Source organism: Solirubrobacter deserti, assembly GCF_027587175.1.
In the GTDB taxonomy this organism is placed as follows: domain Bacteria; phylum Actinomycetota; class Thermoleophilia; order Solirubrobacterales; family Solirubrobacteraceae; genus Solirubrobacter; species Solirubrobacter deserti.
The window spans coordinates 1-23,003 of the sequence record NZ_JAPCID010000054.1 but is presented as its reverse complement, the minus strand read 5'-3'; the positions used below and the strand labels follow the sequence as shown (position 1 = coordinate 23,003).

The following is a 23,003-nucleotide window of genomic DNA, read 5'->3' as shown; positions in this document are numbered from 1 at the left end:
CGAGCGCTCAGCCCGCGACGTCCGCCAGCGCGTCCGCGAGCGGCACCTGCGCACGCCAGCCCAGCGCCTGCTCCGCGCGGCTCGGATCCAGGCACGAGCGGCTGATCTCGCCGGCCCGGCCCGGACGCTGCTCGGGCTCCAGGCCGAGCAGCCGGGCGAGCTCCATGACGCTCGTCTCGCTTCCCGTCGACACGTTGAGCGCGCCGGTGACCGCGGACTCCCCGGCGGCCACGAACGCGGCGACGACGTCGGAGACGTGCACGTAGTCGCGCGTCTGCGTGCCGTCGCCGTAGATGACCGCCTGGCGGCCCTCGCGGGCGGCGCCGGCGAAGATCGCGACCACGCCCGACTCGCCGCCCGGGTCCTGGCGCGGGCCGTACACGTTGGCCATCCGCAGTGACAGCGTCGACAGCCCGTGCAGGCGTTCGAACAGCTGCATGTACGTTTCGGCCGCGGCCTTGCTCGCCCCGTACGGGCTGAGTGGCGCCACCGGTGCATGCTCGGGCGTGGGCAGCACCTCAGGGTCGCCGTAGACGCCCGCGGTGCTGGCCAGGATCACGCGCGGCGCCCCGACCTCGCGGGCCGCCTCCAGCACGGCGGCGGTCCCGCCGACGTTCACGTGCGCGTCCGTCGACGGGTCCTGCACGGAGCGGCGGACGTCGATCTGCGCGGCGAGGTGATAGACGACCGCCGGCCGGAAGGCCTGGAACGCGGCCACCATCGAGTTCACGTCCGTCACATCGGCCTTGTGCAGCTCCACGCCGGTTTCCAGCGCTCCCGCGAGGTTGTCGGTGTGGCCACGGCTCAGGTGATCGATCACGGCCACGTCGTGCCCGCGCGCGACCAGCGCGTCGACCAGGTGCGAGCCGATGAACCCGGCGCCGCCGGTTACCAGTGCGCGGGTCACGGGATGTTCCGATAGCGGCGCTCGAAGGCGTCCGGGAACCGGCCGGCGTCGAGCGCCGCCAGCAGGTCGCCGATCCCTTCCGGGACCGTCTTGGTGATCTCGTAGCCGAGCTTCGCCTTGACCTTCTCGAAGGAGACCTTGTAGTCGCGCGGGTCCTCCGTGCGCTGGACGAAGGACACCGTGCCCTTGTCGGTCTGTTCCCGGATGCGCTCGATGAGGTCCAGCTTGCGGTAGTTCTCGCGCGTGTCGCCGACGTTGAACACCTCGCCGGCGACCAGCTCGCGCGGCGCCTCGAGCACGGTGCGGATGCCGCGCGCGGCGTCGCGCACGTGCACGTAGGGTCGCCAGAACTGCTCGCCGAAGACCTCGAGCTCGCGCTGCGCCCACAGGTCGCGCGTGAACTCGTTGACGGTCAGGTCGAAGCGCATCCGCGGCGCGACGCCGTAGACCGTGGCGAAGCGCAGGCACGTGACCGCGAACGGTGCCGCGTCCAGCGAGAGCAGGTGCGTCTCGACGGTCACCTTCTGCTCGGCGTAGAGACTGACCGGCGCGAGCACGCCGGTCTCGTCGATCGGCGTCGTCGGGTCGGCCATGCGCCCGTAGTTCGAGCACGTGGAAGCCATCACGAAGTGCTCGACGCCCGCTTCGCCCGCCTCGGCGGCGAGCGCGAGGGACGCGTCGACGTTGACCTCCTGCGCGAGCTCCGGGTCGCGGGCGCACGCCGGGTCACCGACGATCGCGGCCAGGTGCACGACGGCCTCGGCGCCCTTCAGCGCGTGGCCGCGCGCCACCGGGTCGCGGATGTCGCCCTCGATGACCGTGACGCCGCGCTCACGCAGCTCGTCCGCCCGGTCGGTCTGGCCGTGCAGGAGGCGATCGAGGACCGTCACCTCGCGCCCGGCGTTCAGCAGTTCGTCGGCGAGCTCGATGCCGATGTAGCCCGCACCGCCCGTGATCAGCGTCCGTCCCATCGGCGGGAAGCCTAGACGGCGCGGCGTGGCGCGGCCGCACGTCTACAGAAGTGGTCGGTGGCGGCCGAAAACCAAGGGTGAGGGCCGCCGCCCTCGCTCCGACCGTCCCGACCAGGAAACCCCCATGCTGCGTACGTCCAGGGGCCCGCTGACCGCTGGCCTCATCGCCATATCGATGCTGACCTGCTGCGCCGACGCGTTCGGCGCGACGAAGACCGTGCGCTCCAAGACCGCACCCAGCGGCGCCGCGACCGTGACGCTGCACGCGTACGCGCTCGAGCCCGCCGACGTCGCCGCCAACCCGAGCTGGCAGCTGCGCGACACGGGCAACGCGCCGCTCTACGTCAACGGCAAGCCCGCGGCGGACTTCGGCAACGCAGCCTTTCGCACGTGGTGGATCCAGCGTGCCCAGGCGGCGGTGGCGGGCGGCAATGCGCTGTTCATCGACGACGTCTTCATGGAGCGCCGCACCTACACGTCCGGCGGCGCCCAGCGCTCCCCGAAGGACCCGCGCACGGGCATGACGATGACCGAGGGCAACTGGCAGAAGTACCTGGCCGACTTCATGGTCGCGGTGCGCGCGGCGCTGCCGAGCACCGAGATCGTCCACGACGTGCTGTGGTACAAGGGCAACAGCGGGAACGTGCTGCGCGAGCTGCAGGCGGCGAGCGCCGTGTCCGTCGAGGGCGGCTTCGTCAGCACCGTGTACAGCAGCGGCGGTGGCACCTACGGCTTTCAGACCCTCGCTGCCTGGGCCGAGTCCCAGCAGCTCCGTGGCGCCGGCGTCATCCTCGACCACTCGACATCGGCGCCTGCGCCGCGCCTGTACGGCCTGGCCAGCCAGTTGCTCACCGACCAGCTCGGCCGGTCCGCGATCGCCAACGACGCCGCGACCGCTCCCGGAGCCGTGTGGGCCGGCTACAGCACCGACCTCGGGCCGGCGGCCGGCAATCGCACGCAGGTCGTCGCGGGCGCGTGGCGACGTGACTTCCAGAAGGGCATCGTCTTCGTCAACGAGCCGTACCGCGAGACGCGCACGCTCACGGTGCCCGAGGGCTACCGGGACCTCGACGGTCTTCAGCAGCCGTCCGTGACGCTCGCGGGCGGCCAGGCCGCGGTGCTCGTCAAGGTCCCGCCCGCCCCGACCCCGACCCCGACCCCCACCCCGACGCCGGTCGCGCCCCTCGAGGAGCCGGCCCCGGTCGCGCCCGTCCCCGTCGCGCCGACGCCGCCCGCGCCCACGCCGACTCCCGGCCCGATCACGACCATCTCGACCGGCGGCAACGGCGCCGCCAAGGCCCGTACGAGCGGCACCGCGGGTGCGCGCCAGGCGGGCGAGACGTCGGTTTCCGTCCGCGGCTCCGCCACGCGTCTGAGCGGGCGTGTCCAGGGCGCGGTCGCCGGCTACGTGCGGCTGACCGTCGAGCGCAAGCGCGGCGGCAAGTGGGTCGTCGTCATGCGCACCCGCGGCTCGGTCAAGAAGGGCGGCGGCTTCTACCGCGACATCCCGCGCCTGCGCCGCGGCGCCTACCGCGTCAGCGGCTTCTTCGAGGGCACGGGCACCTCCAAGCCCTCCCGCTCCTCCGCCAAGCCCTTCCGCGCCTGATGCCTTTTCCTAAAGAGGGACTGTCCCTCTTTAGGAAAGTTAGGCGCGGCTGAGTTTCCTAAAAGGGGACTGTCCCCCTTTAGATTCAGACGATCGTGAGGATCTCGGAGAGGGCGCGGACCACGTGGGTCGCGCCGGCCGCCAGGAGCGGGCGGGGGTCGCCGTCGCGGTCGATGGCGATCCGGACCGGGACGCCGTGCTCGGCGCCGAGGCGCATGTCCGTCGGACTGTCGCCGACGGTGATCGCGCGGCGGGTCCAGCTCATGTCCGCGCTGACCTGCTCGTAGTGGGCGCGGCCCTTGCGGCAGGCGTCGGTGGAGCCGAGGACGACCTCGAACTCCCAGCCCTCCTGGTCGATGACCCGGCGGGCCCGCTCGGGGGAGGAGCCGGTGGAGAGCACGAGCTTGGTGCCGCGGGCGGCGAGCTCACGCAGCGTCGCGTCGGCGTCGGCGTAGGCGACGGTCGGCAGCACGCCGTTGAGCTCGTCCAGGCGCGCGAGGAAGCGCTCGGTGGCGCTCTGCGCGTCGGCCGTGTCGCAGCCCAGGCACTCGAAGATGTCCTGCGCCGGACGGCCGGGAAGCGCGTCCAACGTGCGGGTCATGAGCGCCTGGTCGATCCCGCGCTCACGGGCGACGCACGCGAACGCCTCACGCACGGCACTGGAGTGCACGAGCGTGTCGTCGAGATCGAAGATCACGATGCGCTCCATCCACCCCTTCATCGGCACTCCATTTGACAAATTCAGTTTCCTAATAGAGGATAGGCCCCATATGGCGACGCTCGATCTGGTCTCGGCACCGCTGTCGCCGCTGCGCCGCGCGGTGCTGGAGCGGTTGCGGGAGGCGCCGGCCTCGGCCACGGAGGTGGCGGGCGCGCTCGGCGAGTCACGCCAGCGCGTCAACTACCACGTGCGCGCGCTCGAGCGCGAAGGGCTCGTCGAGCTGGTCGAGGAGCGCGCACGGCGGGGGTGCGTCGAGCGCGTCGTGCGCGCGAGCTGCCACGCGGTGATCGTGGAGCCGACGGTCGTCGGCGCGATGCCGGAGGAGCAGGACCGGTTCGCGGCGGACACGCTGCTGGCCGGCGGCGCGCGGCTCGTGCGTGACGTCGCCGCAGCCCGCTCGGCGGCCGCGGAACGCGGGCAGCGGCTGCTCACGTTCGCGGTCGAGGCGGAGGTCGGCTTCAACCGCCCCGCCGACCTGGAGCGCTTCGCCGACGCGCTGGCCGCCCGCATCGCCGAGCTGGCGGCCGAGCTCGGCCCCGGAGAACGCAAGTACCGAGTGCTGATCGGAGGCCACCCGGCATGAGCATGGACAAGCCGTTCCGCGTCGAGGTCACGGTCGACGCGCCGCGCGACGCCGTCTGGCGCGCGCTGACCGAGCCCGAGCAGGTCCGCCACTGGTTCGGCTGGGAGTACGACGGGCTCGAGGCCGAGATCAAGCTGATCTTCGAGGACCACGCGACGCTGCGGCCGCCGGACCGGATCGAGATGCCCGAGGACGGCCTGATCGAGCTGGTCGAGGCGGGTGAAGACCGCACGCTGATCCGCGTGACCAAGCCGGGTGATCTCGACGCGCTCGAGTGGAAGGACGTCTACGGCGACATCGAGGAGGGCTGGATCACGTTCCTCAACCAGCTCCGGCACCGGCTCGCGTTCGCCCCGGACGGCGCACGACGCACGATCACGCGCTCGGGGAAGGCGCGGATGGTCGAGCTGCCGGGGACGGAGTGGCATGCGTCGCGCTACCAGCGCGGCTTCGCGGACGGCGCCGAGCTGGCCGTGCTGGGCGTCAAGCCGAGCGGCGACGGCATGCTGATCGTGACGCTCTACGACCCGTCCGAGGAGCAGTACGCGGCGGCCGAGACGCGCGCGGACGCGCTCTGGGCTCAGGCGAGCACCTGAGCCAGCCGCGTCCGGGAGCTGATCTCGAGCTTCTGGAACGCGCCGCGCAGGTGCGCTTCGACCGTCTTCTCGGTCACGAACAGCTGCTGCGCGATGCCGCGGTTGGTGAGCCCGCTGGCCGCGAGCTCGGCGACCCGCCGCTCGCTGGGCGTGAGTGCGTCGCGGCCGCTGAGCGCGATCCGCCGCGGACGCGCGCCGGCCGCCAGCAGCTCCTCGTGGGCGCGGCGTACCAGCGGGGCGGCGCCACAGCGGGTGGCGAGGTCGAGTCCGCGGGCGAGCGGCTCGCGCGCCGCGGCGCGCTGGCCACCGCGGCGCAGCGCGCTGCCCAGGCTCACCAGCGCGCGGGCGAGCTCGAGCCGCGCGGGCGTCTCCTCCAGCACGGCCACGGCCTCCTTGAGCGCCGGCAACGGCGGCTGGGCGCCGATCGTCCCGGCCACGCACAGCGCGACGCCGATCGCCCGCGGCGCGCCGAACGCGCGCGCGAGCTTGAGCTCCTCCCGCACGAGCGCGTGCGCCTCGTCATATTCGCCGAGGTCGGTGAGCAGCGTCGCGGCGCGCGAGCGCCACGCGGACACCGACGGGTTCTCGCCGCCCCACGACTGCCCGTAGGCGCCGCAGGCCCGGAAGTCCGCGATCGCGCCGGGCAGGTCGCCGCGCGCCGCCCGCGCCTCGGCGCGCGCGTGCAGGACGAGCATGTACGGCATCGTGTCCGGCTCGCCGTCGAGCACGGTCTCGTCGACGGCCTCGCCGCGTTCCAACGCCGCGGTCACCGCGCTCGCGCGGGCGCTGTTGAGCAGGGCCTCGGTGCCCGTCGCCTCGCGGCCGAGCGCGAGGGCCTCCGCCGCGTCGGCGGCCGCTTCGGGGAGCGCGCCGCGGCGCTCGTTGACGAGCGCGCTCTGGCCCGCCGCGGTCGCCAGCAGCACCACGGAGCCCTGCCGGCGCGCCTCGGCGCGCAGGTTCGCGTACAGCTGCGCGGCTTCGTCGAGCCGGTCGGCCCACATCAGCGCGACGCCGATGATGAGGTACGCGTAGCCGCCGCCCAGCGGGTCGGGCGGGAGCAGCTCGCCGGCCAGCGCGCGGGTGGCGAGGTCGGCAACCGTGTCGGCGTGGTCGCCGCGGGCACCCGCGTCGAACGCGAGCGCGGCGAGCGTGAACGCCTCCAGCCGGGTCCGCGGCACGCCGCCCGGATCGGTCAGCGACCGGCGGATCGCGGCGCGCGCGGCGACCGACAGGTACGCGAGGCCGAGCCGCTCGATCTCGAGCTCCTCCCCCAGCGGCCCGTCCGCGTGGCGGCGCTCGAGGATCGGGACCGCGCGCACCGACTCGCCGCGGAACTTGAGCACGCGCGCGAGCTCGATCGCGGCGCGGGTGCGCGCGGGCTCGTCGGCGGCGAGCTCGATCGCCTGCTCGAGATGCTCGGTGGCCGCGGCGTGGCCGGCGCGCGCCTCGGCGGCGCCGAGCTCGGTCAGGACCTCCGCGCGCTGGTCGGCGGGCGGAGGTTCCCGCAGCGCGCGGGTGAGGTAGGCGGCGGCGCTGCTCGCCCCGCCCAGCTCGCGGGCGCGGCGGGCGGCGTGCCGGAGCGTCGCGACCGTGGCCGGATCGTGCGCGGGCGGCGCCTCGAGCAGGTGCGCGGCGAGCCGCTCGGGGCTCGCGTGGCGGGACGCCAGCAGCGCGGCGGCGCGTGCGTGGGCCGCGGCGCGCTCCGCGGCCGGGATGTCGGCGTAGATCGCGCTGCGGACGATCGGGTGCGCGAAGGTGAGATCCGGCTCGAGGACGCCCGCGGAGACGAGGCGGCGGGTGGCGGCGTCCGGGTCCTCCACGCCGGCGAACGTCGCCGCCAGGTCGGTCCCGTCACCCAGGACGGCGACTGCACGGGCGAGCGCCAGCGCCTCGCGATCCAGGCGCCGTTTGACCGCTTCGGCCACCGCGCGCGGGCCGAGCGCGGTGGGGTTCGGCGCGGGCAGCTCGCGCGCCAGCTCGCCGAGATAGAACGGGTTGCCGCCCGTGCTCGCGTGACAGGACGCGGCCAGCGCGGGATCGAGCTCCGCGCGGGCGAGGAAGGCGCGCGTGCCGTCCTCGGTGAGCCCGCGGGGCCGCAGCACGCGGGCGTCGGGCTCGCTGATCAGCTCGCTCAGGGCCGGGTCGTCGTGCGCGGGGCGGGTGGCGACGGCCAGCAGCAGCGGCACGCCGTCGATCCGCTTGGCCAGGAACGCGAGAAAGCGCCGCGACGGCTCGTCCGCCCACTGGGCGTCGTCGACCAGGAGGATGAGCGGGCGCTCGGCCGCGAGGCCTGTGACCAACCACGCGAGCCCGTGCAGCAGCGGTAGCAGGTCCTCCTGCTCCGGGCGAGCCTCGCTGAAGATCGGCTGCGCGAGCCGGGCCGCGCCCTCGAACACGGTGTCGGGGGACGCGAGCACGACGGCGTCGAGCAGCTGGTGCACGACGCCGAACGCGAACGTGGCCTCCAGCTCGGAGCCTCGCGCCCGTAGGACGCGGCCCGGTGCGTCATGCAGGGTCTTCAGCAGCCGGGTCTTGCCGAGGCCCGGGGCGGCTTCGATCACGATCAGCCGCCCCGTGCCGCTCACGGCCGCGGCGAGGGCCTCGTCGAGGGCCGCGCGTTCGGCGTCGCGCTCGATGAGGTCGTCTTGCACGCGCCGATCCTATGGCGCGGAGGCGTCAGAGAACAGGCTTGTCCTGAACCGGGAGGCCGCTCACGCCCAGTCGTCGCCTCGTCGGTGGTCTTCACGGTCACTCGCAGCGGCACCATGAAGCCGGGGAACCGCAGCCGCTGCCACCGGGTGTAGGCGGTTCCGTCCGTTGGGGGGTAACCGCATCGGTGACGCCCCCGCGATTCGGTCCTGAGGTTTCCCCGGTCGGCTAGCCGCACCACGGCGACGAGCTGTCCGTACGGCTAGCGCGATTGACGCTGCGGAGCGGGCCGGGCTAGCGTTGCGGTTCAGCCCGGCGAAGCATCTTGGAGAACTGAATTGACACGGATTGTCGGATTGATCGCGGCGGTGCTCCTGTCCGTCGGGGCCGGGACGGCCCACGCGGCGGACGGGGATCTGTACCTGAGCGGCTGCCTCACGCGCGTGGCTTCGCAGGGCTGCACGGCGATCCTCCCGACGCACGCCCAGGGCGTCGCGGTCAGCAGCGACGGCAAGCAGTTGTACGTGGGCACGGCCTCGAACGGCGACTCGACGTACGCCGCCCTGCACGTGTTCAACCGCAACCCCACGACCGGGGCCGTGACCATGCGCTTCGGCAGCGACGGCTGTCACGGCGCGGGCGGAACGCCGTGCACCCTCGCGCACGGCATCCCGGCGATCGGCGGCGTGAGCGACGTGGCGGTCAGCCCGGACGGCCTGAGCGTGTACGCGATCGGCAACAGCGCCCTGTCCGTCTTCTCCCGCAACCCCGCCAACGGGGCGTTGACGTACGTGGGCTGCAACGGCCCCTCCGCGCCGTGCGACCCGTCCCGCGGGAGCGCCGGTGCGTGGGCGATCGCCGTGAGCCCGGACAGCCAGAACGTCTACCTGCGGACCAACGGCGGGCTCGCCGTCTTCGACCGCGATCCGGCCAGCTCGCGCCTCGTGCAGAAGGCCGGCACCACCGGGTGCATCGTCACGGCCCCGATCCCGGGTTGCGCGACGGCGGCGCACGGCCTCGCCGGCGAGGGCCTGCAGCTGCGGGTCTCGCCGGACGGCAAGCACCTGTACGTGCCGTTCAGCCCCGGCGGAATCACGGTCCTGGCCCGCTCGACCACCGGCGCGCTGTCGCAGCCGGTCGCCGGCAATCTCGGCGGGTGCATCAGCTGGAACGGCAGTGGCGGCACCGGGGAATGCAAGGACGGCAGCGACGCGCTCCTCAGCGCTCGGGTCACGACCGTGTCCGCGGACGGCCGTCACGTGCACGTGGGCGGCACCGACGGCCTCGTCACCTATACGCGCGATGCCGCGACCGGCTTGTTGACGCAGGCCGGCTGCAGCGGCACGAAGCCCGGGTGCGCCGGCGCCGCGGGGCCGCCGTCATCCGGCTTCTCCGACCTCGAGGTCACTCCCGACGGCAGCGAGGTCCTCGCCTTGGTCTCGACCGACGCGGGCAAGAACGCGCTGCTGTCGTATCGCATCGACCCCACGACGGGAGCCCCGACGCGGCGCGGCGGCCCGCGCGGCTGCATCTCCCACAGCGGCAGCGCGGGCGCCTGCCAAGGGCTCGCCGCGCTCGGCGACGGGCCGGGCCGGATCGCGATCGACTCGCGCGGGCTGTCGGTGTACGCGACCGGGTTCGCCACGGGCGTGCTGGCCACGCTCGAGCGCGACTTCGCACCCTCGTGCCAGTCGGTGAGCGTCGCGACCGCGCACAACACGCCGGTGACCGTGCCGCTGACCTGCACCGACGCCAACGGCGACGCCGTCACGCTGACCGTCGGACTTCCCGCTGCGGGCCGGGTCGATGTCAGCGGCGGCCAGGCCGTCTACCACCCGCGGGACGGCTTCGGCGGCGTCGACAGCTTCACGTTCCGCGGCGAAGGACGCGGCGTGCCGGGCGCCGCCGCGACCGTGTCGATCGCGGTCGCCGAGGCGCCCAGCGCCGGCGGTGGCGGCGGCGGTGGTGGCGGTGGCGGCGGGCCGGTTGTCCTGCCCGGGCCGGTCGACGCCGACCAGGACGGGTTCGCCGCCGCGCAGGACTGCAACGACGGCGACGCGCAGGTCCGCCCGGGAGCCGTCGAGGTCCGGGGCAACGCGGTCGACGAGAACTGCGACCGGATCGTCGCCCCGTTCCCGACGCTCGACTCCGGGGTCGTCACCAGCTGGAACGTCGTCGGCCGCAAGCTCACGTTGAAGGCCCTGAAGGTCACGCAGCGCTTCCCCGCGGGGTGGTCGGTGAAGATCACCTGCAAGGGCGCGAAGTGCCCGTTCAAGACCAAGGCGCTCAAGCCCGGCAAGCTCAAGGGCAACGCCTCCTCGGTGATCGGGTCCCTGAACGCCAAGCAGCGCACGTTCAGGGCGGGCCAGACCGTCGAGGTCTGGGTCGGCGCGCCGGGCTACAACACCAAGATCGCCCGCTACGCGCTGCGCCGGGGCAAGGTCCCGATCACGCAGCCGCTGTGCGCGCCGCCCGACCAGACCACGCCGCGCGAGCTCTGCGACTGATCGCTAGTCGCAGAGCGCCCGCTCGACGACCGCCTCGATGCGGCGGTGCTGCTCCTGCGTGCGCGGCAGGTTGGTGACGGCGACCGCGGCGGCGCGGCCGTCGTCGGTCGCCGCGTTGGTGGTGCTGTAGCCGGTGATCGTGCCGCCGTGGCCGTAGGAGAGGCCGCCGCACGCCAGCGGGCGGGTGACCATGCCGAGGCCGTAGCGGGCCTGCTCGCCGAAGTCGGGGGCGGGGACGGTGGTCAGCATCTCGCGCATGAGGTTCGGCGGGAGCAGGCGACCGTTCACCAGCGCGACGAAGAAGCGGTTGAGCTCGCTCGGCGTCGAGACCATCTGGCCCGCGGCCCAGCCGAACGACGGATCCTGCACCGAGACGTCCGTGAGCGGCAGCGCGGGGTCGTCGTGGTGGTAGCCGTGCGGGTGCGGGCCGCGCAGGCGCTCCTCCCCCGGGGTCGGGAAGTAGGTGCGCTTGAGGTTGAGCGGGCGGATGATGCGGTTGGTGATCTGCTCGCCGATCGGGCGGTGGGTGATCGCCTCGACGATCAGGCCCGCGACGAGGTAGTTCGTGTTGCTGTAGGCGAAGGCCGCGCCGGGCTCATGCGTGGGCTTGTCCTTGAGCGCGATGTCGAGCAGCGTGCGCGGCTCGGCGTACCAGTGCTGGTAGGGCAGCAGGCCCTCGGCGAGGAAGTTCGTGTAGTTCGGCAGGCCGCTCGTGTGGTTGAGCAGCTGGCGGAGGCTGATGTTCGCGCCGTTCGGGATCAGCCCGGGCAGGTAGCGCTCGACCGGCGCGTCGAGCTCCAGCTTGCCCTCCTTGACGAGCTGCAGCACGACGACCGCGGTGAACGTCTTGGTGTTCGAGCCGATGCGGACCTCGCCGTCGACGGGAACTCGCTCGCGGGTCTTGAGGTTGCCGACGCCGGCCGTGGTGTTCGTGACCCGGCCGCCGGCGGTGCGGGTCGACGCCAGCGCGGCGGGATAGCCGTCCTCCTTGACGAGCGTCTTGAGTTCGGCCTTCGTGTCGGCGGCGTGCGTGGGTGCGGCGACCGCGAACGTGGCAAGGGCCACGGCGGCTCCGGTGACCAGGCGATGGATGCTCATGCGCTGCAAGGTCGCCGCTGGACGGCGAAGCGTCGACCGCACAGGAACCTGGATGCGCATAGGTGCTGGCACCCTTGTCGCGGCGGTGGGGCACCCTAGGTTCGGTGTTGATGCGTGACATCGTGCGGCTGCTGCGCGTGGGGCTCGACGGGCTGGTCGGGCTCGTCGTGCTGCTCGGTGGCCCGGCCCGGGTGCGGGCCCGCGCGGATGCGGCCCGCGCGCGCTTCACGCCGCCGCTTCCCGCGGGCGGCGCGTGGTGGCGAGACGCGGCGTGGCTGGCGACCCCGCTCGGGTCGCTGCTCACCGTGTTCTGGCTCGACCTGTTCGCGGCCGGGCTGATGGGGTTGGCGATGCCGCTGCTGTGGGCGCTCGAGGACGACGGCCGGCTCTGGTACCAGTGGGTCATCGTCGACGACTTCGCGCTGGCCGTCTTCGCGATGCCCGTCGGCGCGTTGATGATCTGGATCGCGCTGCTGCTGGTGCGGCCGTTCCTTCGGGTCGAGCGCTGGCGCACGCGGCGGCTGCTCGCGCCGACGTTGGCCGATCGCGTCGAGTGGCTGACCGCGACGCGGTCGGCGGCGCTGGACGCGTCGGCGTCCGAGCTGCGCCGGATCGAGCGCGATCTCCACGACGGCGCGCAAGCCCAGCTGGTGGCGGTCTCGATGCAGCTCGGGATGGCCGAGGACATGCTCGACCGCGACCCGGCGGCCGCGCGCGATCTGCTGCTGGAGGCGCGGTCGGGTGCGAACACCGCCATGGCGGAACTGCGCGCGCTCGTGCGCGGGATCCACCCGCCGTTGTTGGCCGAGCGCGGGTTGGGCGGCGCCTTGGAGGCGCTCGCGTTGCGCAGCGCCGTGCCGGTGACGTGCTCGGTCTCGCTGACACGTCGGCTGCCGGCACCGATCGAGTCGGCGCTGTACTTCAGCGCGGTCGAGCTGTTGACGAACGCGATCCGTCACAGCGGCGCGGCGCGGGTGTCGATCGAGGTCGCCGAGCGGGACGGGCGCGTCGTGCTGCGCGTGCGCGACGACGGGCGCGGCGGAGCGGTCATGGGCGCGGGCAGCGGCTTGTCCGGGCTGGCGTCGCGGCTCGCGCCGTTCGACGGCGTGCTGCGGGTGTCGAGCCCCGCGGGCGGGCCGACGGTGGTCGTGGCGGAGGTGCCGTGCGCGTCGTCCTAGCCGAGGACCTGAGCCTGCTGCGCGACGGGCTCGAGCGCATGTTCACGGCCTACGGGTTCGAGGTCGTCGCGGCGCTGGAGGACGGTGCGGGGCTGGCCGAGCGGCTGGTGGAGCTGCGGCCGGACGTGGCGGTCGTCGACGTGCGCCTCCCGCCCACGTTCACCGACGAGGGTCTGCGCGCGGCGATCGAGGCGCGCCGCGCCATCCCGGGCCTCCCGGTCGTGATCCTCTCCCAGTACGTCGAGCCGTTGTACGCGACCGAGCTGCTGTCGGACCGCGCGGGCGGCGTCGGGTACCTGCTCAAGAGCCGCGTCGGCGACGTCCGCGAATTCGTCGAAGCGGTGCGCCGCGTGGCGAGCGGCGGCACCGCCCTGGACCCCGAGGTCGTCGGTCAGCTGCTCAGCCCGGGCACCCAGCGCGGCGGCCTGGACGCGCTCACGCCACGCGAGCGCGAGGTGCTCGCCGTGATGGCCGAGGGCCGCTCCAACGCCGCCATCGCCGCACGCCTGGTCATCACCGAGAAGTCGGTCTCCAACCACATCAACAACATCTTCGCCAAGCTCGACCTTCCACCGTCCGACGAGGACCACCGTCGCGTCCTCGCGGTCCTCACGCAGCTCGAAGCAGGCCGCTAGACTTGCTCGCCTCTCAAGAGGGCGATTAGCTCAGTTGGTTAGAGCGCACGCTTCACACGCGTGAGGTCACTGGTTCGAATCCAGTATCGCCCATGCTCCGCGGACCGAGGCGCGTAGCTCTCGGCCGTCGCGTCGGCGATGCTGTGACGCGTGCAGTACGTCTCCAGACTGCCGCGACCGCCGCTGGATGGGCTGATAGATGACCTCTACTACCTGGAGGGCGCGCCCCCGTACCCCCGGCTGACGCTGCCAGCGATGGCGGGCGCGCTGCTCATCGTGAACCTCGGGCCGCCGTTCCGCGTCCGCGCCTGCACCGACCTGAAGGCGGCGGAGTTCGCCGACGGCGTCGTGGTCACCACGCCGACCGGCGCCTGGGAGTTCGGCTACCCGCCAGGGACCCGGTCAGTCGGCGTGCACTTCAAGCCGTGGGGTCCGGCGCCGTTCCTCCCGATGCCCGCGAGCGAGCTCCGTGACCGGCCGGTGACGCTGGAAGACGTCTGGGGCCGCCCCACCGTCGCTGCGCTGCGAGACCGGCTGGCCACGGCGGCCGGCCCGCAGGAGATGCTGACGCTGCTCGAGGACCAACTCGTGCGGATGCTCGACGAGACCGCCGGCCTGGCGCTGGTCCGCCACACGAGCAGCGTCATCGCGGCGGCGACGGGAGCGGTGGCGATCGGCGAGCTGAGCGCGGCGGCCGGCGTCAGCAGCACGCACCTGGCAAAGCGGTTCAAGGAGGTCGTCGGCGTCACGCCGAAGCGGCTTGCCCGTACCTATCGCTTCACCGCGACGGTGCTCGCCATCGATCCCGCCCGCCCCGTCGACTGGGTCCAGCTCGCCCTTCGCGCCGGCTACTACGACCAGGCGCACTTCGGGCACGACTTCCGCGCGTTCACAGGGCTGACGCCCACCCGCTACCTCGACGTCCGACGGCGCTTCCTGCGCGAACACCCCGGCCACGTGCTCGACGTGGGACCGCTTCCAGCCGATTGATTTTCTACAAGACGTGCCGGTCCCGGCACGCCAGGATGGGCGCCCCCGAGCACAGGAGTGAGCGCCCATGGGCAAGGTCGTCATGTACAGCACGGTGTCGGTGGACGGCTTCATCGCGGACGCGGAGGACCAGCCCGGGCCGCTGTTCGACTGGCTCTCGAGCGGCGACGTCCCGCTCGACGAGACCGGGCAGCTGACGGTGTCGCAGGCGTCCTTCGATCTCACCCGGGCGTACTGGGACGAGATCGGCGTGACGATCGTCGGCCGCCACGTCTTCGACCTGACGGACGGCTGGGGCGGCAAGCCGCCGGGCGGGATCGCTCACGTGGTCGTCGTGTCGCACCGACCGGCGCCCGAGGGCTGGGATTCCGAGGCGCCGTTCCACTTCGCCGACGGCGTCGAGGCAGCCATGACCAAGGCGCAGGAGCTGGCGGGCGATCGCACGGTCGAGGTCTCCGCCGGCGACGTCGGCGGACAGATGCTGGCCGCAGGGCTCGTCGACGAGGTCGCGATGGACGTCGCGCCCGTGGTGCTCGGGTCCGGCAAGCGCTACTTCGGCTCCGTCGAGGCCCAGCACCTGCTGGAGGACCCCGACGTGGTGATCCAAGGCACCCGGGTCCTCCACGTGCGCTATCGGGTGCGTCGGTGACCGTTCCGAGCGGATTCGCGAGAAGCGCTAGCTAGGTCACGAGGTCCGCCAGCTGGCGGGCGAATCGGTCCAGCGTGGTGATGTCGACGCGCATGGCGAGGTCGAAGGACGAGTGGTTCGAGCGCCAGCGGACGCTGACGATGCCTCCGCCCTTCGACCGGGTGGAGACGAAGTCCTTTGGGGCGTCCGCGAACTCCAGCGCGATCCGAGCGTGCCGCGCGCCGAGCGCATAGTCGCCCACGAAGGGTTCGCCGGCGAGGTCCTTCAACGGGCGGTGGAGGTGGGCGGCGAGATCGTCGCTCAGCTGAAACAGGGCGTCGGGCAAGCCCTGCCGGTACAGCGTGATCTCGGACTCGGGCGGATCGTCCATGTCCCAGCCCTGTGGCACCCAGCGGACCACGACGTAGAGGATCTCGTCAACCCGCGTGAGGGTGACCGAGTCGCCTCCACCGGAGCTGTTCAGGAGCGCTGACGCCTTCATCGCGGCCCCGGTGTCACGCGCGAGGACGCTATCGGACCACGGGCGGGGACGGCCAAACGCGACGTGCCACCAAGTTGGTGTTGCAATGACACCAAAGTGGTGTCATACTGGCGCCATGCAGATCGCCAACTACGTCGAAGAGCTCCAGCGGCAGCTCGTCGTCGCCGCCGCCGCGGGAGGTGCTGAGGCGCAGGAAGTCGCCGAGCGGCTGACCGCCGCGCTCGACGCGGCCGCCCGCCTCGCGTTCTTCGAGGCGCTCTCCGACGCCGCCGGGGAGATCACCCGCGAGCTGGCGCCCGGTTCCGTGGACGTCCGCCTGCGTGGCCGTGAGGTCGAGTTCGTCGTGTCGAAGCCGGCCGCGGAACCGGTGGTGTCATCGGCGTCATCCACGCCGAATGAGCCGGTCGAGGACGAGGACGGCACGACGAGCCGCACGACGCTCCGGCTGCCCGACTCGCTCAAGACCCGCGCCGAAGCCGCCGCGGCCACGCAGGGCATCTCGCTCAACACCTGGTTCGTGCGCGCGGTCGGCGCGGCGCTCGAGCCGCGGCGACCGATGCCGCCCTCGCACGGCAGCTCGTACACGGGGTGGGTGCGATGAGCGCCGTCCGCGTCGAGCTCGAGGTCGGCAACGTGCAGTTGCTGGCCAAGGCGCGCTCCGACGTCGCGGTCGACGCCTCGCCGAGCAACCCGCGCCGTTCCGGTGACCGTGCTTCGGCCGAGGCGGTGCGCGTGGACCAGGTCGGCGACGCGGTCGTAATCCGCGGACCGCACAAGCCGCGCATCTTCGGCCCGGGCAAGGACTCCGTCGACCTCGTCGTCGAGGTCCCCGAGACGTCCGCGGTCGAGGCCACCGTCAAGTTCGGCACGCTGCGGATGACGGGACGCTTCGCGGCCGTGGACGCCGAGGTCCCGTTCGGCGAGTTCGTGCTCGACTCCGCCGAGCGGCTCACGCTCAAGGGCGGGCACGGCGACTACCGCGTCACGAACGTCGACGGCGACGCCGACATCCACTTCAAGTCCGGCTCGATGCGCGTCGGCCACGTCGGCGGCGCCCTGCAGCTGACGGGCGCCGACGGCCCCATCACGGTCGACCGCGTCGACGGGCCGGCCGAGCTGAAGACCTCCAGCGGCTCGCTGGAGCTCGGCACCGCCGCGTCCGACGCGACCATCCGCTCCGCCTACGGGAGCGTCCGCGTGCGGCAGGCCAACGCCGGCGTCATCCGCATCGACGGCTCCTACGGGAGCGTCGACGTCGGCGTGCGCCGCGGCACCGCGGTGTGGTTGGACGCGACCTCGCAGTACGGCGTCGTCCGCACCGACCTCGCCGCCGACGCCGGCCCCGCCGCGGACGAGCAGACGCTCGAGCTCCACGTCCGCACCGGTTACGGCTCCATCGACATCCACCGCTCCGACTCCTGAGGACCCACCATGCCTTCCGCCATCGAACTCGAAGGGCTCTCGAAGTCCTTCGGGGAGAAGGTCGTGCTCGACCAGCTCGACCTCGACGTGTCCCCCGCCGGCGTGTTCGCCCTGCTCGGGCCCAACGGCGCCGGCAAGACGACGATCGTCCACATCCTCTCGACGCTGCTGCGGCCGGACTCAGGCGTCGCGCGCGTCGGCGGGCACGACGTCGTCGCGCAGCCCGAGGCCGTCCGCGCCCTGATCGGGCTCACGGGCCAGTTCTCGGCCGTCGACAACCTGCTCACGGGCGAGGAGAACCTGCGCCTGATGGCCGACCTGCGTCACCTCGGCCGCAAGGAGGGCGCGCGCCGCACGCGCGAGCTGCTCGAGCGCTTCGACCTCACCGAGGCCGCGGGCAAGCCGCTGTCGACCTATTCGGGCGGCATGCGGCGCCGGCTGGACCTGGCGATGACGCTCATCTCGCGCCCGTCGATCGTCTTCCTGGACGAGCCGACCACCGGCCTGGACCCGCGCAGCCGGGTGGAGATGTGGCAGATCGTCCGCGAGCTCGTCGCCGCCGGCACCACGATCTTCCTGACCACCCAGTACCTGGAGGAAGCCGACCAGCTGGCAGACCGGATCGCGGTGCTCGACCGCGGCACGATCGTCGCCGACGGCACGCCGGCCGAGCTCAAGCGGCGCGTCCCCGGCGGACGCATCCGGCTCGAGTTCTCGGATGAGCACGCGCTCACCCACGCCGCCACGACCCTCCCCGACGCCACCCGCGACGACGCCGCGCTCGCGCTCGACGTGCCGAGCGACGGCAGCTTCGCCTCCATCCGCGCGGTCATGGACCGGCTGGAGAGCGAGCCGCTCACCTTCACCATCCACACTCCCGACCTGGACGACGTGTTCTTCGCGCTGACGGGTCACGAAGCCACGCAGGAGGCCGCTCGATGAGCACCCTCGCCCACACCGTGTCCGACTCGGCCACGATGCTGCGCCGCAACCTCAAGCACGCGGTCCGCTACCCGGTGATCACGTACCTGATCATGACCCCGCTGATCTTCCTGGTGCTGTTCGTGTACGTCTTCGGCGACACGCTCGGCACCGGCATCGGCGGCGCCGGCAGCGACGCCTACCTGGACTACGTCGTGCCCGGCGTCCTGCTGCTCACGATCGCGGGCGGCGTCACCGGCCCCGCACTGTCGGTCTCCAAGGACCTCACCGAAGGCATCATCGCCCGCTTCCGGACGATGGACATCTCCCGCTCGGCCGTGCTCAGCGGCCACGTGCTCGGCAACCTCATCCAGGTGCTGCTGGCCACGGCGATCGTGCTCGCGGTCGCGCTGCTGATGGGCTTCCGCGGCGACGCGTCGCTGTGGGGCTGGCTCGGCGCCGCCGGCCTGCTCACCGCGATCGGGTACGCGCTGTGCTGGCTGGGCGCCGCGTTCGGCGTGTTCGCCAAGGGCGTCGAGAGCGCGAGCAACCTGCCGATGCCGCTCATGATCCTGCCGTTCCTCGGCAGCGGCTTCGTGCCCACCGAGTCGATGCCCGGCTGGCTGCAGTGGTTCGCCGAGCACCAGCCGTTCACGCCGTTCATCGAGGCGCTGCGCGCGCTGCTGTTCGGCACCGAGCTCGGCGACAACGGCTGGCTGAGCCTCGTCTGGGTCGTCGTCCTCGGGCTGATCGGCTGGCTGTGGGCCCGCCACCTGTACGAGCGCAAGTCGGTGCGGGCCTAGCCGCGCGCGCGGCGGACCTCCGCGATCAGGCGCGGGAGGTACCGGCGCGCCGCCGCCAGCTGCTCGTCGGGCGGCGCGGTCTCCATCGCCCGCTCGAGCTCATCCAGCTGCGCGTCTGACAACGTCTCGGGCCCTTCGGGCGCGTAGTAGCGCACGGAGGCCCGCTCGCCGTCGAGCAGCAGCCCGACGTCGACCAGCCAGACGCTGCTGCCCCGCTCGCGGGCGCGGAAGTGGTGGTTGAGCTCCGTCCAGATCTCGGCGAGCTCGGCCAACGCGGGCTGCTCCGCGTCGCCGGATGCGGCCTGGAACCGGCGCGAAGCGGCTTCGAGGTCGCCGAAGAAGCCGGCGTGCGGGGCGTACGCGGGGCCGCGGGCGAACACGCCGTCGCTCCAGAACATCGTCCGCTCGTCCAGCTTGACGGTCGCGACGACCTCGCCCTCGCCCCCGCAGAACTCGACGGTCACGCTCACCCTCGCTAGAGGTGCCCGATCAGCGGGTGGTGTACACGCCGGTCGTCTCGGCGTGGTAGCCCTTCGCGCCGACGGCGAGGGTGAGCTCGGACCGCCACTCCTCGCCCGCGGCCAGGCGCTCGAGCGCGAACGCGAAGTCGTACTTCGGCGCCCAGTCGAGGTCCTCGCGCGCGGCGGTGTTGACGTACACGCGCTCGATCGCGTCGAACATGCGCCAGCCGAGGCGGTCGTAGAGAGCCGGGTAGGCGGGCGAGTGGCGGGCGACGACGGCGGGCGCGTCCGTGCGCAGCTCCGCGAGGTCGTCGCGCGTGAAGGGCGTCGTGGCGCTGATGATGTAGCGGCCGAAGCCGATCGCGTCGGCCCGTTCGAGCGCGCAGCGGTGCGCGCTCACGACGTCCTCGAGGTCAACACGGCGGTACAGCAGCTCGTTGACCTTCAGGTTCGCGTCGGCGAACGCGGTCCGGACGTCGTCGCGATCGTCGCTCTCCGGGAAGAAGCGCGAGGTGCGCAGGATCACGACCGGCAGGCCGTGGTCGCGGTGAATGAGCTCGCACAGGTCCTCGGCCGCGGTCTTGGTCGCGCCGTAGATGTTCTTCGGGACGGGCCGGACGTCCTCGGTGATCCAGGCCGCCGGCGCGCCCGGCGGCGGGACCAGCGCGCGGCCGAACGCGCTCGTGGTGCTCGTGAACACGAACCGGGACACGCCGGCCGCGACCGCCTCCTCGAGCAGGTTCAGCGTGCCGGTGACGTTGGTGTCGACGAACTCCTGGCGGCTGTGGGAGCCGACGTGCGGCTTGTGCAGCGTCGCCGCGTGCACGACGGCGTCGGCGCCCCTCAGCGCCTCGCGGACGAGGTCGCGGTCGGCGACCGAGCCCACGAGCGTCGTGTGCGGCGACGGGAGGACGTCGGTCGAGACGACATCGACCCCGTCGTCGCGCAAGACGCGGCACAGCGCCTCGCCGAGATGACCGGAAGAGCCCGTGACGACGATGCGCATACGTATGAATGTACTGGCTACTCCACGATCACTTCAACCCGGCCGGGCCACGGGGCGAGCAGACCGGCGATCGGCTTGGCGTCCTCCTCGGACGGCTGCTCGTAGACCCAGAACGCGTCCTCGACGTCGGGCGCGGAGAAGTAGGACGCGTCGCCCTTGAACGGGCAGTGCGACGTGGTGTCGGTGGGCGTGAGGAGATCCATGCGGACGTCCTCACGCGGCAAGTAGTAGCGGGTCGGCAGCCCCGTCTCGTGCAGCTCGACGGCCCGACTGCTCTCGGCGAGCACCTGGCCGTTGGACTCGACCCGGACGCGGGCCTCACTCGGGGTGGTGCTGATGCGGTGGGCGGACATACGTTCATGGTGACGGGTGCACGAACGAGTGATGCTCGTGCGCGATGCGCCAGCGGCGGTCCTCCCGGCGGAGCCCGAAGGTGAGCCGCAGCCGCTTGCCCGGCTCGGCCTCGTACCACTCGGGCGGGCCGCAGCGCAGTAGCGCGTGGGCGAAGGCGACGTCCTTGCCGGCGGTCACCTCCAACTCGGTCAGCTCGAACCGCGCGCCGCCGGCCTGCCAGGCCAAGAACTCGGGCCAGGCCGCTCTGTACTCCGCCATCCCGCGGTGGCCCGCGTGCGGCGGCGGGACGTCGAACATCACGATGTCGTCCGTGTGATCGGCGAGCACGCCTTCGAGATCGGCGCGGTCGACGGCGTCGACCCAGCGCCGGATCAGGGTCTGGATCTCACGTTGTGCGTCCATACCGGTTATGACGCGACCGGGCGCGAGAACTCATCACGGCGCTACAGCTTGGTGAGATCACGCCAACTGCCGTCGGCCTGGCGCAGCTGGGCGCGCGTGAGCTCGCCGGCCATGCCCGAGTGCAAGGCGACCTCCACCTCGGTGCCGTCGTCCAGCGTCGTGCGCAGCTGCTTGTCGCCGTAGAAGACCTTCCCGGTGTCGACCCGGTCACCGTCGACGAGCAGGTTCGCCTGGTTGAGGACCACGCGCCGCGTGTCGAACTCCAGCACGACCTCGTGTCCGGCGACCTCGCCACCGAAGCGCTCCACGTCGTACATGTCCGCCTCCCTTTCCGTTAGTCTGACTAACGGAATGCTACCCCGCCGGGCGTGAACGACAACCCCCCGCGTCGCGGCCGTCCGCGTGACCCTTCGATCGACCGCGCGATCGTGGACGCCTGCGTGGAGTTGTTGGAGGAGGTCGGCCGGCACCGCCTCAGCCGCGAGCAGATCGCTCGCCGCGCGGGCGTCAGCCTCCCGGCGGTCAACCGGCGCTACGCGGACGTCGACGAGATCCTCGAGGCGATCGCCTCCACGCCGATGCACCAGGAGCCGCTGCCCGAGGCCGCGACGCTGCGCGAGCACCTGATCGCCGGCTTCACCCGCGCCGCGCGGACGCTGGCCGCGCAGCCTCTCCGGCGTTCGGCCGCCGAGCTGCTCGCGGCCGCGGCCGGCAACGAGCGCATCGACGCAGCGCTCGCCGCCTCCCTGCGCGAGGTGCGTGAGCCGGCGCTGCGGCTGGTGGCCGCGGGCATCGAGCGGGGGCAGCTGCGGCCGGACTGTGACGGCGACCTCGTGCTCGACCTGCTCAACGGCGCGCTGTACTACCGGCTGCTGTGGCAGGACCGGCGGCTGACCGAGGCCGAGGTCGAGCCGCTCGTCGACGGCGTGTTGGCCGGGTTCGCGCTCAGGCCGCCAGGCGGGTGACCCTCGCGCCGGTGGCGCTCGCGAGCGCGTCAGGCGCGATCGGGAAGACCGCGTGCGGGTTGCCGGCGGCGGCCCAGACGGTCTCGAAGCGCAGCAGGTCCTCGTCGAGCACGGTGCGCACCGGAGCGGGATGGCCGACGGGCGGGACGCCGCCGATCGAGAACCCCGTGACCTCGCGCACGTAGGCGGCGTCGGGACGCTCGATGCCCTCGCCAACGGCCGCGGACACGAGCTCGAGGTCGGCGCGGTTCGAGCCGGACACGAGCGCCAGGACGGGCTCGCCGGTCTTCACCCCGCGCATCACGAGCGACTTGACGATCGCCCCGACCTCGCAGCCGACGGCCGCGGCGGCCTCGGGCGCGGTGCGGGTCGAGTCCTCCATCCGGTGGATGTCGGCGGGCAGGCCGAGCGCGACCAGGGCGTCGCGCACGCGGCGGGCGGAACGGGGCAGGTCGGTCAAAGCGCGATCAGCAGCACGACGAGGATCACGATCGCCAGCAGCACCGCGCCGGCGATCACGATCGGCGGCGTCGGCTGCTTCGGAGCCGGTGGCGGTTGCGGGGGCAGGTCGCGCGGCGGCTGCGTGCGCTGATGCTCGGGCGGCTGCCCGCGATAGTGGCTGCGGCCGGGCAGGAACGCGTCGGGGGCGACCGCGTCGTGACCGCCGCGCCGGCCCACACGCGGCGCCCGGCGGGCGGGTGCGGGGGGCGGGGGGCCCGCGGGCGGGGGCAGACCGGGGGCGCCCTGCTCCTCCTCGGCGCGGCTCGGCGGTCGCGACGGGGCCGGCGCGATGTAGGTCTCGAAGATCGTCGGCGACTGGGGCGCGTCCGGCGGCGGGTCGGCGGCGGGCGGCGACGAGTCGGCGACGGGCGACGACTCGGCGGCGCGCGGCGAATCGGCGGCGGGCGGCGCGTCAGCGGCGCGCGGCGAGTCGGCCGCGGGTGGCGGCGGAGAACCGGCGGCGGGCGGCGAGTCCGCGGGATGCGGCGGCGGAGAACCGGCGGCGGGCGGCAACCCCGCGGGCGGCTGCGGACCCGCGGCGGGCGGGGGCGAGGCGGCGACCCGCGGCGGCGGGGGATCGGCGGCGGGGAGGCGGAG

General features: G+C 73.0%; 25 protein-coding genes, 1 tRNA gene and 1 pseudogene. 14 read left to right on the top strand and 13 right to left on the bottom strand.

Translation table 11 applies throughout. From position 1 onward, the window contains the following. Positions 1-7: 7 nt before the first annotated feature. Together OJ962_RS27695 and OJ962_RS27690 are read right to left on the bottom strand one after the other, a co-directional pair. Positions 8-907 (bottom strand): NAD-dependent epimerase/dehydratase family protein, encoded by a 900-nt coding sequence (locus OJ962_RS27695; RefSeq protein ID WP_202956349.1) that lies wholly within the window; start codon positions 905-907, stop codon positions 8-10. Next, on the bottom strand, positions 904-1,878 hold the full coding sequence (locus tag OJ962_RS27690; protein WP_202956348.1) for an NAD-dependent epimerase/dehydratase family protein: 975 nt from the start codon (positions 1,876-1,878) through the stop codon (positions 904-906). Before OJ962_RS27690 ends, OJ962_RS27695 begins: the two co-directional genes overlap by 4 nt. A 175-nt stretch (positions 1,879-2,053) precedes the next feature. Between OJ962_RS27690 and OJ962_RS27685 the strand changes: the two genes are divergently transcribed. Beyond that, positions 2,054-3,484 carry a putative glycoside hydrolase gene (locus tag OJ962_RS27685; RefSeq protein WP_202956347.1) on the top strand — a complete coding sequence of 477 codons (1,431 nt, stop codon included), beginning with the start codon at positions 2,054-2,056 and terminating at the stop codon, positions 3,482-3,484. An 85-nt stretch (positions 3,485-3,569) separates the two neighbouring features. On the opposite strand, the gene OJ962_RS27680 is transcribed toward OJ962_RS27685, so the two are convergent. After that, a complete protein-coding gene (locus tag OJ962_RS27680) occupies positions 3,570-4,193 on the bottom strand; it encodes an HAD family hydrolase (RefSeq protein ID WP_202956346.1) in 624 nt (207 codons plus the stop codon). A gap of 61 nt (positions 4,194-4,254) precedes the next feature. On the opposite strand from OJ962_RS27680, the gene OJ962_RS27675 reads away from it, so the two are divergent. Then, positions 4,255-4,788: an ArsR/SmtB family transcription factor gene (locus OJ962_RS27675; RefSeq protein WP_202956345.1), complete on the top strand. Its 534-nt coding sequence runs from the start codon at positions 4,255-4,257 to the stop codon at positions 4,786-4,788. After that, complete coding sequence (locus tag OJ962_RS27670) at positions 4,785-5,384, top strand: SRPBCC family protein (RefSeq protein WP_202956344.1); 600 nt, start codon at positions 4,785-4,787, stop codon at positions 5,382-5,384. The genes OJ962_RS27675 and OJ962_RS27670 overlap by 4 nt, the downstream gene beginning before the upstream one ends. On the opposite strand, the gene OJ962_RS27665 is transcribed toward OJ962_RS27670, so the two are convergent. Next, entirely contained in the window at positions 5,369-8,035 is a 2,667-nt protein-coding gene (locus OJ962_RS27665) for an AAA family ATPase (protein WP_202956343.1), read from the bottom strand. The genes OJ962_RS27670 and OJ962_RS27665 overlap by 16 nt on opposite strands. 366 nt (positions 8,036-8,401) lie before the next feature. Here OJ962_RS27665 and OJ962_RS27660 point away from each other — a divergent pair, with 366 nt between their 5' ends. Then, positions 8,402-10,540 carry a MopE-related protein gene (locus OJ962_RS27660; RefSeq protein ID WP_202956342.1) on the top strand — a complete coding sequence of 713 codons (2,139 nt, stop codon included), beginning with the start codon at positions 8,402-8,404 and terminating at the stop codon, positions 10,538-10,540. Positions 10,541-10,543: 3 nt separating this feature from the next. Here OJ962_RS27660 and OJ962_RS27655 read toward each other — a convergent pair whose 3' ends face one another. Next, a complete protein-coding gene (locus OJ962_RS27655; protein ID WP_202956341.1) occupies positions 10,544-11,638 on the bottom strand; it encodes a serine hydrolase domain-containing protein in 1,095 nt (364 codons plus the stop codon). Between the two features lie 110 nt (positions 11,639-11,748). Here OJ962_RS27655 and OJ962_RS27650 point away from each other — a divergent pair, with 110 nt between their 5' ends. From OJ962_RS27650 to OJ962_RS27630, 5 genes are all read left to right on the top strand, one after another. Beyond that, positions 11,749-12,816, top strand: coding sequence for a sensor histidine kinase (locus OJ962_RS27650; protein ID WP_202956340.1), 1,068 nt, complete (start codon positions 11,749-11,751; stop codon positions 12,814-12,816). Beyond that, positions 12,801-13,451 (top strand): LuxR C-terminal-related transcriptional regulator, encoded by a 651-nt coding sequence (locus OJ962_RS27645; protein ID WP_202956339.1) that lies wholly within the window; start codon positions 12,801-12,803, stop codon positions 13,449-13,451. Before OJ962_RS27650 ends, OJ962_RS27645 begins: the two co-directional genes overlap by 16 nt. A 19-nt stretch (positions 13,452-13,470) precedes the next feature. Next, positions 13,471-13,544, top strand: a tRNA-Val gene (locus OJ962_RS27640). Positions 13,545-13,601: 57 nt separating this feature from the next. After that, positions 13,602-14,441: a helix-turn-helix domain-containing protein gene (locus tag OJ962_RS27635; RefSeq protein WP_202956338.1), complete on the top strand. Its 840-nt coding sequence runs from the start codon at positions 13,602-13,604 to the stop codon at positions 14,439-14,441. 67 nt (positions 14,442-14,508) lie between these two features. Next, the gene (locus OJ962_RS27630; RefSeq protein WP_202956337.1) at positions 14,509-15,090 is read left to right on the top strand and encodes a dihydrofolate reductase family protein; all 582 of its coding nucleotides are present in this window, start codon (positions 14,509-14,511) and stop codon (positions 15,088-15,090) included. A 31-nt stretch (positions 15,091-15,121) separates the two neighbouring features. Here OJ962_RS27630 and OJ962_RS27625 read toward each other — a convergent pair whose 3' ends face one another. After that, positions 15,122-15,571: a hypothetical protein gene (locus tag OJ962_RS27625; RefSeq protein WP_202956336.1), complete on the bottom strand. Its 450-nt coding sequence runs from the start codon at positions 15,569-15,571 to the stop codon at positions 15,122-15,124. 115 nt (positions 15,572-15,686) lie between these two features. Between OJ962_RS27625 and OJ962_RS27620 the strand changes: the two genes are divergently transcribed. Genes OJ962_RS27620 through OJ962_RS27605 form a run of 4 tightly spaced genes read left to right on the top strand, consistent with a single transcriptional unit; the run spans position 15,687 to position 18,717 of the window. Continuing rightward, positions 15,687-16,172: a toxin-antitoxin system HicB family antitoxin gene (locus tag OJ962_RS27620; RefSeq protein WP_202956335.1), complete on the top strand. Its 486-nt coding sequence runs from the start codon at positions 15,687-15,689 to the stop codon at positions 16,170-16,172. Continuing rightward, positions 16,169-16,993, top strand: coding sequence for a DUF4097 family beta strand repeat-containing protein (locus OJ962_RS27615; protein WP_202956334.1), 825 nt, complete (start codon positions 16,169-16,171; stop codon positions 16,991-16,993). The genes OJ962_RS27620 and OJ962_RS27615 overlap by 4 nt, the downstream gene beginning before the upstream one ends. Positions 16,994-17,002: 9 nt before the next feature. Then, complete coding sequence (locus OJ962_RS27610; RefSeq protein WP_202956333.1) at positions 17,003-17,935, top strand: ATP-binding cassette domain-containing protein; 933 nt, start codon at positions 17,003-17,005, stop codon at positions 17,933-17,935. After that, positions 17,932-18,717 carry an ABC transporter permease gene (locus OJ962_RS27605; RefSeq protein ID WP_202956332.1) on the top strand — a complete coding sequence of 262 codons (786 nt, stop codon included), beginning with the start codon at positions 17,932-17,934 and terminating at the stop codon, positions 18,715-18,717. The genes OJ962_RS27610 and OJ962_RS27605 overlap by 4 nt, the downstream gene beginning before the upstream one ends. Here OJ962_RS27605 and OJ962_RS27600 read toward each other — a convergent pair. From OJ962_RS27600 to OJ962_RS27580, 5 genes are read right to left on the bottom strand one after another with little or no spacing between them, the layout of a single operon-like run. Beyond that, positions 18,714-19,187 carry a hypothetical protein gene (locus tag OJ962_RS27600; protein ID WP_270006746.1) on the bottom strand — a complete coding sequence of 158 codons (474 nt, stop codon included), beginning with the start codon at positions 19,185-19,187 and terminating at the stop codon, positions 18,714-18,716. The genes OJ962_RS27605 and OJ962_RS27600 overlap by 4 nt on opposite strands. Before the next feature lie 19 nt (positions 19,188-19,206). Further along, entirely contained in the window at positions 19,207-20,184 is a 978-nt protein-coding gene (locus OJ962_RS27595) for an NAD-dependent epimerase/dehydratase family protein (RefSeq protein WP_202956330.1), read from the bottom strand. Positions 20,185-20,201: 17 nt separating this feature from the next. After that, entirely contained in the window at positions 20,202-20,537 is a 336-nt protein-coding gene (locus OJ962_RS27590) for a DUF427 domain-containing protein (protein ID WP_202956329.1), read from the bottom strand. A gap of 4 nt (positions 20,538-20,541) precedes the next feature. Then, positions 20,542-20,940: a YybH family protein gene (locus OJ962_RS27585; RefSeq protein ID WP_202956328.1), complete on the bottom strand. Its 399-nt coding sequence runs from the start codon at positions 20,938-20,940 to the stop codon at positions 20,542-20,544. Between the two features lie 41 nt (positions 20,941-20,981). Continuing rightward, positions 20,982-21,257, bottom strand: a complete 276-nt coding sequence (locus OJ962_RS27580) for a hypothetical protein (RefSeq protein WP_202956327.1) — start codon at positions 21,255-21,257, stop codon at positions 20,982-20,984. A gap of 51 nt (positions 21,258-21,308) precedes the next feature. Here OJ962_RS27580 and OJ962_RS27575 point away from each other — a divergent pair, with 51 nt between their 5' ends. Then, positions 21,309-21,905: a TetR/AcrR family transcriptional regulator gene (locus tag OJ962_RS27575; protein ID WP_202956326.1), complete on the top strand. Its 597-nt coding sequence runs from the start codon at positions 21,309-21,311 to the stop codon at positions 21,903-21,905. On the opposite strand, the gene OJ962_RS27570 is transcribed toward OJ962_RS27575, so the two are convergent. After that, positions 21,886-22,365 carry a YbaK/EbsC family protein gene (locus OJ962_RS27570; protein ID WP_202956325.1) on the bottom strand — a complete coding sequence of 160 codons (480 nt, stop codon included), beginning with the start codon at positions 22,363-22,365 and terminating at the stop codon, positions 21,886-21,888. The genes OJ962_RS27575 and OJ962_RS27570 overlap by 20 nt on opposite strands. Further along, positions 22,362-23,003 (bottom strand): annotated as a pseudogene (locus OJ962_RS27565) (hypothetical protein); the annotation flags it as partial. The gene OJ962_RS27570 and the pseudogene OJ962_RS27565, both read right to left, overlap by 4 nt.